The sequence below is a fragment of the Streptomyces sp. NPDC057438 genome, assembly GCF_042802995.1.
Classification (GTDB): Bacteria; Actinomycetota; Actinomycetes; order Streptomycetales; family Streptomycetaceae; genus Streptomyces.
On record NZ_JBHVDD010000105.1, the window covers coordinates 22,565 to 30,261 of the forward strand.

General features: G+C 68.9%; 7 protein-coding genes. 4 read left to right on the forward strand and 3 right to left on the reverse strand.

Features of this window, described 5'->3' with window-relative positions:
• Positions 1-60: 60 nt before the first annotated feature.
• Both ACFU5F_RS36930 and ACFU5F_RS36935 read left to right on the forward strand, forming a co-directional pair.
• Entirely contained in the window at positions 61-486 is a 426-nt protein-coding gene (locus ACFU5F_RS36930; protein ID WP_383897255.1) for a peptidoglycan-binding protein, read from the forward strand.
• Between the two features lie 659 nt (positions 487-1,145).
• Positions 1,146-2,906 (forward strand): S8 family serine peptidase, encoded by a 1,761-nt coding sequence (locus ACFU5F_RS36935; RefSeq protein WP_383897257.1) that lies wholly within the window; start codon positions 1,146-1,148, stop codon positions 2,904-2,906.
• Between the two features lie 342 nt (positions 2,907-3,248).
• Here ACFU5F_RS36935 and ACFU5F_RS36940 read toward each other — a convergent pair whose 3' ends face one another.
• Positions 3,249-3,614: a VOC family protein gene (locus tag ACFU5F_RS36940; RefSeq protein ID WP_383897260.1), complete on the reverse strand. Its 366-nt coding sequence runs from the start codon at positions 3,612-3,614 to the stop codon at positions 3,249-3,251.
• Positions 3,615-3,706: 92 nt separating this feature from the next.
• On the opposite strand from ACFU5F_RS36940, the gene ACFU5F_RS36945 reads away from it, so the two are divergent.
• Entirely contained in the window at positions 3,707-4,708 is a 1,002-nt protein-coding gene (locus ACFU5F_RS36945) for a helix-turn-helix transcriptional regulator (protein ID WP_383897262.1), read from the forward strand.
• 365 nt (positions 4,709-5,073) lie between these two features.
• On the opposite strand, the gene ACFU5F_RS36950 is transcribed toward ACFU5F_RS36945, so the two are convergent.
• Together ACFU5F_RS36950 and ACFU5F_RS36955 are read right to left on the reverse strand one after the other, a co-directional pair.
• Complete coding sequence (locus ACFU5F_RS36950; protein WP_383897265.1) at positions 5,074-5,358, reverse strand: hypothetical protein; 285 nt, start codon at positions 5,356-5,358, stop codon at positions 5,074-5,076.
• A 785-nt stretch (positions 5,359-6,143) separates the two neighbouring features.
• Positions 6,144-6,629 (reverse strand): hypothetical protein, encoded by a 486-nt coding sequence (locus ACFU5F_RS36955; RefSeq protein WP_383897267.1) that lies wholly within the window; start codon positions 6,627-6,629, stop codon positions 6,144-6,146.
• Between the two features lie 380 nt (positions 6,630-7,009).
• Here ACFU5F_RS36955 and ACFU5F_RS36960 point away from each other — a divergent pair, with 380 nt between their 5' ends.
• A complete protein-coding gene (locus ACFU5F_RS36960; RefSeq protein WP_383897270.1) occupies positions 7,010-7,615 on the forward strand; it encodes a hypothetical protein in 606 nt (201 codons plus the stop codon).
• The last annotated feature ends 82 nt before the right edge of the window (positions 7,616-7,697 follow it).

Here is a 7,697-nt window from a genome sequence, read left to right on the forward strand (position 1 = left end):
GGCCGACAGCTGTTCTCTCCAGGTCGCACACCTCGCACATCAACGGGAGGGCATCACATCATGCCCGGTACATTCCGTACGCTGCGCAGACCCCGTCTCCGCCCGGGCCGCCAGGGCAGCGCGAGTCCCGGGCTCGCGGCTCTCCTCGCGGTCGTGACGGGCCTCGCGCTCGGCCAGGGCGCGGCACCGGCGCTCGCCGACACCCCCGCGCGGGCCCCTGACGCCTCTGACGCCTCATACGTCGAGCCCGTCGAATGCCCTTGGAGCGGCCCGTCGCAGTCGCACCCCACCGGCTTCCGGATCGGTGACTCCGGTCCCGGCGTCGCCCATCTGCAATGCCTGCTCATCCGGCGCGGCTACGCCGTTCCCGACCACGGTGTCTACGACGCGCGGACCCACCAGGCCGTGCTCGAGTTCTGCCGCGCCGAGGGGATCGGCTACGACGGGATGCTCGGCCCGCGCTTCTGGACGGCCCTGCACCGGTGACCCGCGCGCAGGACGGGCCCGGTCGTTCTGGCCCCCACGCGTCGCATACGGCGATGAGGATCGTCTCCAAGGCAGCGCTCAGGGCGCGGGTCCAAGGAGGTCAAGCCGCGGCCGGAGTGGCGAGTTGTCGGGAGTCGGGGCGGTGCGGGGCGGCCGGATCGGTGGGGCTGCCGCCCGGGTGCTCGCGCCGCGGCGGGTGGCGTGCAGCGACCACCGGCTGTCAGCGCGCGCCGGGGGCGAGGGGTCTCCTGCGGCGTGGCGCGCTCCACGGCTGTTGCTCGAGGGACATGACCGGACGTCGCTGACGGCCCACACGGGCGTGGGCGGTGTCGGTGCTGGTGTCGGTTGCCTCAAGGGGCTGCCGCTCCGATGCGGACAGCACGGCGGCCGGCCCCCGGCGCGGCGGCGTACGCCAGGGCGGATCGGCCGTCGCCGAGCTCCCGGCGGATCCCGCCCGTCGATGCGCGGAGTATGTCTCTTTCCGTCACACCCCTACAACTTCCCGACGCGTAAAGGTACTTCCGCACAGGAGCACGTGTCTGACATCTTGCGTCCACCACTCGTTTCGTACGGCCCGGCCAGTGCTTGTCAGCACGGCCGGGCCGTCTCCGGAGGACGCATTGATACCCCACAGATCCAGCCGACTTCGACGCACTCTGGTGCTGGCGGCCACGCTCGGCGCCACCTTCGCGTTCGGCGCCCCCGGCGCCCTCGCGGGCACGCTCCCCGTCGCCCCCTCCACCGCACCGGCCGCCAAGGCCCACGCTCCGGCCGCCGCGCCGGCTTCCCAGAGTGCGACCTGGGTGGCCGGCACGCGTGCCTACCTCGTGATCACGGCCCCAGGTGACAATCCGGCGGTCCGCTCCGCGATCGCGGCCAACGGCGGCACCGTCTTCTCGAACTTCGACGCCATCGGCGTCATCGTCGCCCACTCGGCGTCCAGCGGCTTCGCCACCACCATGCGCGGCGTCGCGGGCGTGCAGCAGGTCGGTGCCACGCGAACCTCGGACGTCCCGGCCGACGCCTACTCCCCGGCGCTCCCGGCCAATCCGGCCCAGGCATCGACCCCGGCCGGAGAACCGGTCCGGGCCGACATGAGCCAGATCAAGGCCGACCGGGCCTGGGCTGTCAATCCGGGCTCCGCCTCCGTCAAGGTCGGCATCCTGGACACCGGTGTGGACGACCGGCACCAGGACCTGGCGCCCAACTTCGATGCGGCCGACTCGGTCTCCTGCGCCTACGGCAAGCCCGACACCCGCGCCGGTGCCTGGCGGGACGTCGACACGCACGGCACCCACGTGGCGGGCACCGTCGCTGCGGCCAAGAACGGCAAGGGCGTCGTCGGCGTGGCCCCCGGGGTGAAGATCGCCGCGGTCCGGGTCGCCGAGCCGGGCAACGCCTTCTTCTTCGCCGAGAACACCATCTGCGGCTTCGTCTGGGCCGGTGACCACGGCTTCCAGGTCACCAACAACAGCTATTACACGGACCCGTGGCAGTTCAACTGTCCCGACAACATCGACCAGGCCGCCATCATCGAGGGCGTCACGCGCGCCCAGGAGTACGCCGAGGGCAAGGGCTCCCTCCAGATCGCCGCCGCGGGCAACGAGAACTACGACCTCGCCCACAAGACGACCGACTCCGCGAGCCCGAACGACTCGACGCCGGTCACCCGCACCATCACCAACGCCTGCCTCGACATCCCGACCGAGCTGCCCGGTGTGGTCACGGTCGCGGCCAACGGTACGGGCGTCACCAAGGCCTCGTTCTCCAACTACGGGCAGGGCGTCATCGACGTCGCGGCGCCGGGCAGCAGCGTGTACTCCACCGTCCCCGGCGGCGGCTACGGCAGCAAGAGCGGCACCTCGATGGCCACCCCGCACGTGGCAGGCGTGGCGGCGCTCATCGCCAGCGCCAACCCGGGCATCACCCCGGCGCAGATCCGCGCCAAGCTGGCCACCCAGTCCAACGACATCGCCTGCCCCTCGGACAGCCGCTGCACGGGCACGACGGCCAACAACGCGTTCTTCGGCGAGGGACAGGTCGACGCCCTCAAGGCCGTCGGGGCCACCCCGCCGCCCGGCAAGCACTTCGAGAACCTCGCGGACTTCGCCATCAACGACAACGCGACCGTGGAGAGCCCGATCGCCGTCTCCGGTGTGACCGGCAACGCCCCGGCCACCCTCAAGGTGGGTGTGGACATCAAGCACACCTATATCGGTGACCTGAAGGTCGACCTGGTGGCGCCGGACGGCACCGTCTACACACTGCACAACCGCGCCGGCGCCGGCGCCGACAACATCGCCCAGACCTACACCGTGAACGCCTCCTCGGAGGCCGCGAACGGCACCTGGAAGCTGCGGGTCAACGACAACGCCGCCTCCGACACCGGCAAGATCGACGCCTGGAACCTGACCTTCTAGCGCAGGGCCCGGCAACACCCGGGTACAGCACGCACTGCGCCGGCGACAGCTCCCCGCCTGCGGCCGCGCTCCAGGCGGGGCCGCGGTCTGTTCGGCCAGGGCTGCGAACTGCGCGGCGACGGAGGGCATGTGGCCCTGACCGCGGCGGTGTACGCCGCTGTCAGGGCCACATGCTGGGGGGCAGTGCGACGTGGGCCATGGGACGTGTCTGGCATCGCTGCACGAGCTGCTTACGGCCCTCGACGCTCAGGGGTGCCTGCGCGGGGGGCGCTCGTCGTCCTCTCGAAGTCGGACGACGGCTGGCACGACACCTGTCGTGCGCGCCTGCCGCGTTGGGGGCTTTCAGCCCTTCGGTGCGACACGGATACGGTTCCCGTCAGGATCGGCTGCGAGGAAGGTCAGCCCGAACCCCGCATCATGAGGCTCGCGCAGGATCGTGACCCCCTTGGACTTCCACTGCTCAAAGGTCGCGTTGAGCTCGTCGGGTCCACTGTCGACAGCCAGGCACACCTCACTGGTGCGCGGAACGTCCGGTGACAGATCCTCGAACTGACCGGACCACAGACCGAGGTCAGCGCCTGGCCCGAGGTCGAAGGTGATGTATCCCGGAGTCTCGAACGAGGGGCTCATGCCGAGGAGGTCGCCGTAGAAACGGGCTGCGGCGGGAGCATCGTTCACGTAGACGATGGACACGACGGATGTGGTCATGGTTGCTCCTTCTCACAGGCGGTAAGTACGCATCCACCAGCCTGACCGGGATATGCGCCGCATCCTGTCGCAGTTCCTGAAAAAATTGGTCTGTGACCCCAGACCGCTTCTTCACCCTGATGCTGCTCCTCGCATCGAGGGATGCCGTGACCACACAGGAACTCGCCTCAGCGCTCGGGGTGTCCCTTCGAACCATCAACCGGGACCTGAACTGGCTCCGCGACGCCGGTCTGCCGGTGACCGCACACCGGGGGCGCCTCGGAGGCGTGACCATGCTGCCCGGATCCGGACTCGACCTCACGCGACTCACACCGGACGAGCGTGATCATCTGGCGCTCACGGGGCTGGATGAGAAGCAACGTGCGGAGCTCAACGCATCAGTCGAAAGCCGGCGCGCGCTCTCCAAGATCGCCGCCACACGGCCATGTCGAGTTCATGAGCCCCTGCCGCTCACCGACGTGGTGCACGCGGACAGCCGACCCTGGTGTCAGGCACGAGCTTCCGGCACCTCTCCGGCTTCACTGATCGGCGCACTGCGGCGAGGTCGCCGGCTACGGATCGTGTACGACAGTCCACGCGCGTCATGCCCACGCGACCTGGTCGTTGATCCCTACGGGCTGTTCGCCAAGGCCGGCATCTGGTACCTCGTCGCCGACCGTGCCCGCGTGCCACGGATGTACCGACTCGAACGGATCACGACGTGGACGGAAACCGACCAGCCACGACGGATCCGCGAGAGCCAGACCCTGGCCACCGTCGCTGCGGCGCTCATCGCTCAGTGGGAACACCACCACGCGATAGAGGTCAGCGCCACCGTCGACCAGACGCAGATCGAGCGAGCGCAACGGATCTTCGGCCTACGGCTTGTCCAGGACGACCACGAAGAATCCGCCACCGGCCACAAGGTGACGATCCGCTTCCTGCATCTGGAGGACGTGCGAGCACTACTGCCGTTCGGGAGCGCCATCACCGTGCACGGCCCCACCGAAGCCAGGGCACACCTTCGCGACCTCGCCACCGATCTTGCCCACCACTATGCGCCGTCACCAACGTCCCGACCCGCAACAGCCGGTGACCCTCAGCAAGGCGAGTAGTCACACGATGTGAGTGAGCGAGACGCGGCTGCTTGCCGACGACGTGGCGGCCGCAGACGACGCCACCGCGTTCGCCGGGGTCGGCCGATCATGGAGCCGGCCTCGGTCCTGCCACGGCTCATGACAGAGCGCCGTCTTCGCCGGACAACGGCGCCTCCTGGACCTCGTGTTCGCCCGACGGTGGCGTGCACGGCTTTTCGCAGGCGCGGGCGAGAGGGGCGTTTCGAGGTCGAAGTCGCAGCTGGTCCGGTGGGGGAGTGGGCGCTGGTGCAGCAAGGGGGCCGTCAGGTCGTGGTGTCGGCGCCGACGGGTACGCGAGGCTCTGCCCGAAGCACGGAGGCGGCAGGCCCAGGACCCCTCGATCCTCAAGCGTCCCGTTCAAGGCCCAATGCTGCTGGAATGCCCCGGATCCAGGCAGCTTGATTCGGTTCTTCCGCGGCGACACTCTCCAGTAGCTTGATGAAGCACCGACGCTCCTCCGCCCCCATCCCGCCCAGCTCGGAAGCGATGTCTTCCAGAGTGCTCAACGCCAAACTCGAGTCATCCCCCACCTCGGCGAGGTCTTCCAAGGTCGCTATCGCCGACAGAAGGGCCCTGACCACTTGAATCCCCTGACCCATGGCTCCCCCCTCTTCCACAGCAGTGATCACAAGGCGATGCTGCCATCGCGCGGCTGTCTGGGACACCGTCGAGTGCCAAGCTGTCCCACGTCAGCTCACGCCACCCTGCCGAACATCGTTCGACAGCACTTCCGTTTCGAGGCTTGAGCATGTCACACCGGCAAGCACTGCTCCTCTCAGCTTCATTCGCCGGCTTCATCTCCCACCGCCGTCGGCTCTCTGCCTCCGAAGTCGCGAGCCGGTCGGTCCGTCGCGAACACCTGCTCGCCTCCGTGCTGCTGTGGCCGGGATTGCAGCGACGACGACTGTGCGGTGGGTGGCGTGACCACCGGGTCGGTGGCGTCCGTGGTTCGGCCGGCGCCGCGCGTGGGCCGGCCGGTGCTCCCTCGCCCTACACGGTCGACCCCAGCTGGGTCGTGACGTACGAGATCAGGCGTGCCGGAGTGTTGACCTCCGGAAGCTGGTCGTCGGGGACCGATTGCCGTACTGCTGCTCGATGATGGCGATCGCTCCCAGAACGGCGAGCTGCCCGCACCCGCCAAGGGCCGCGAGGCGATCGCCGCCGGAGCCCGCGCGGCCACCTCGCGACTGGTCGACGAGGGCCTGGTGCACCGTCACCGGCTCGGGATGCTGTCGGTCGACGAGTAACCCGACGGCTCCGTCGCCGCACGCTCGCACGCGCTGGTGATGCAGACCGGACAGGGCGCAGCCTCCGTGCGAGCGACGAGCGCTCCGCCGCGATGAGAGCGACCATGCCCGCCCGCCGGGCACGGCACTTCCACCGCACTCGTGCCCGGCGCCGAGCGGAAGGACTTCTAGGTGATGTCGCCGGAGTCGTCGTCGTTGTCGGCGTACCACCAACTGGCGCACTGCTGATTGCCGCTGCGCCGCAGACAGGCCCGCACACCGTGGTGTGCTCCATCGATCCGTTCGGTCCGGACGAAGCCGTCGCGGGGGGCTGTCGTCTCGCAGTAGTCGTACGAGCCCGCCTGAGAGTTGTTCCACCAGTAGTGCCCGGCACTTCCCGTGGCGACCCTGTGGGTCCGGTGGATGGAGATGACGTCCCCGGCTCGTGCGCCGACCGTCTGGAAGAACGCGGCTCCGTTCCTCCGCTCGCTGTACAGCTTGATGGTCGCGCCGTGAAGGGTCACGGGATAGTGGGTTTTGATCTCGGCTGTCACGAGGATGTTGTTGTTCCGGTGGCAGGCGTTCGCGGCGTGGGCGGCCGTCGGCGTCAGCAGCGGCACGGTTGCGGCCATGACGAGCGCGCCCACGGCAGCGGCGTAGGTTCTGGATCTCATACGGTGGATCAAGGTTTCCCCTTACTTGCCTCGCCCTGGAGGGCGTTGGTCACCACTCAGACGCACGAAGGCCGTGCATGGTTGTGGCTATTTCCCGCCCCCTCCCGCCTTCCACGGCGGAGCCAGGTCAGCGGCGTAGGACCACAAGTCGACGTCATGCACGCTCAGTTGGCCCACGAAGGCGCGCCAGGCAATCGGGTTCGCGCCTTCTCGCCGTCGTCGTGCAGGGCGACAGCAATGCGGCCGAGGGCGTTGTTGATATGTCCCGCTCAACCGAAGTGGCCGATTCGGGACTTGTTCGTCTCATGTTTCCCGAACAACCCTGAAGTCAGGTTGACCCCCAGTCACGCGAGGGGTCATCAGAATCGGGGGAACACACCATGCGCGTATCCATACTCGCGGTCGTTGCCGCGACCGCCGCCCTCCTGCTCGGAACCGGGGCGACCTCTGCCGCCGCCGCGCCGGGCTCCGACACCACGAGCGTCTCGGCCGCAAGCGCCGGACAGCCCTTCGCGGACCAGGCCGCGAAGGCGCACCTGACGAAGACCCAGACCACATCGCTCCAGGCGAAGGTCGACCGATACATGAAGCGGACCGGCGGAAAGCAGGTCGCACTCAACGAGATCGACCTCGGCGGCGATGCCACCCTGCTGGTCGCCCTGCCCGGAGAGAAACACCCGAGGGACTTCGCGTCCGGCGACAGCTCCCGGGCCGCGTTCGACCCCTGTCTGCAAGGGCAGGTCCACAGTGGCTGGTTCTGCGCCTACAGCCGGGAGGGATTCAACGGCGACGCCCTGCGCTGGTACGAGTGCGGAAGGCGTGCCATGCCGTGGGGTGGCTGGGGGTCGTGGATCAACGATCAGACGCCCGGTACGAGGGCGATCTTCTACGGTGCGGACGGAGCCGCGTACGACGCCACCCCGGCCCCGTACAGCTCCAACAGCCGCTACTACTGGACGCCCGTCTGGAGCATCAAGAACTGCTGACGGCGATTCCGTGCGTGGCCCGTGCATACGGTGCTGGGGGCTCCGGCCATGGCCGGAGCCCCCAGCACCGTGCCGTTTCTCC

Excerpts from the sequence above, each read along its gene's own strand:
- ACFU5F_RS36960 (WP_383897270.1), top strand. The coding sequence starts at position 7,010 with ATGCGCGTATCCATACTCGCGGTCGTTGCCGCGACCGCCGCCCTCCTG.
- ACFU5F_RS36940 (WP_383897260.1), bottom strand. The coding sequence starts at position 3,614 with ATGACCACATCCGTCGTGTCCATCGTCTACGTGAACGATGCTCCCGCC.
- ACFU5F_RS36930 (WP_383897255.1), top strand. The coding sequence starts at position 61 with ATGCCCGGTACATTCCGTACGCTGCGCAGACCCCGTCTCCGCCCGGGC.
- ACFU5F_RS36955 (WP_383897267.1), bottom strand. The coding sequence starts at position 6,629 with ATGAGATCCAGAACCTACGCCGCTGCCGTGGGCGCGCTCGTCATGGCC.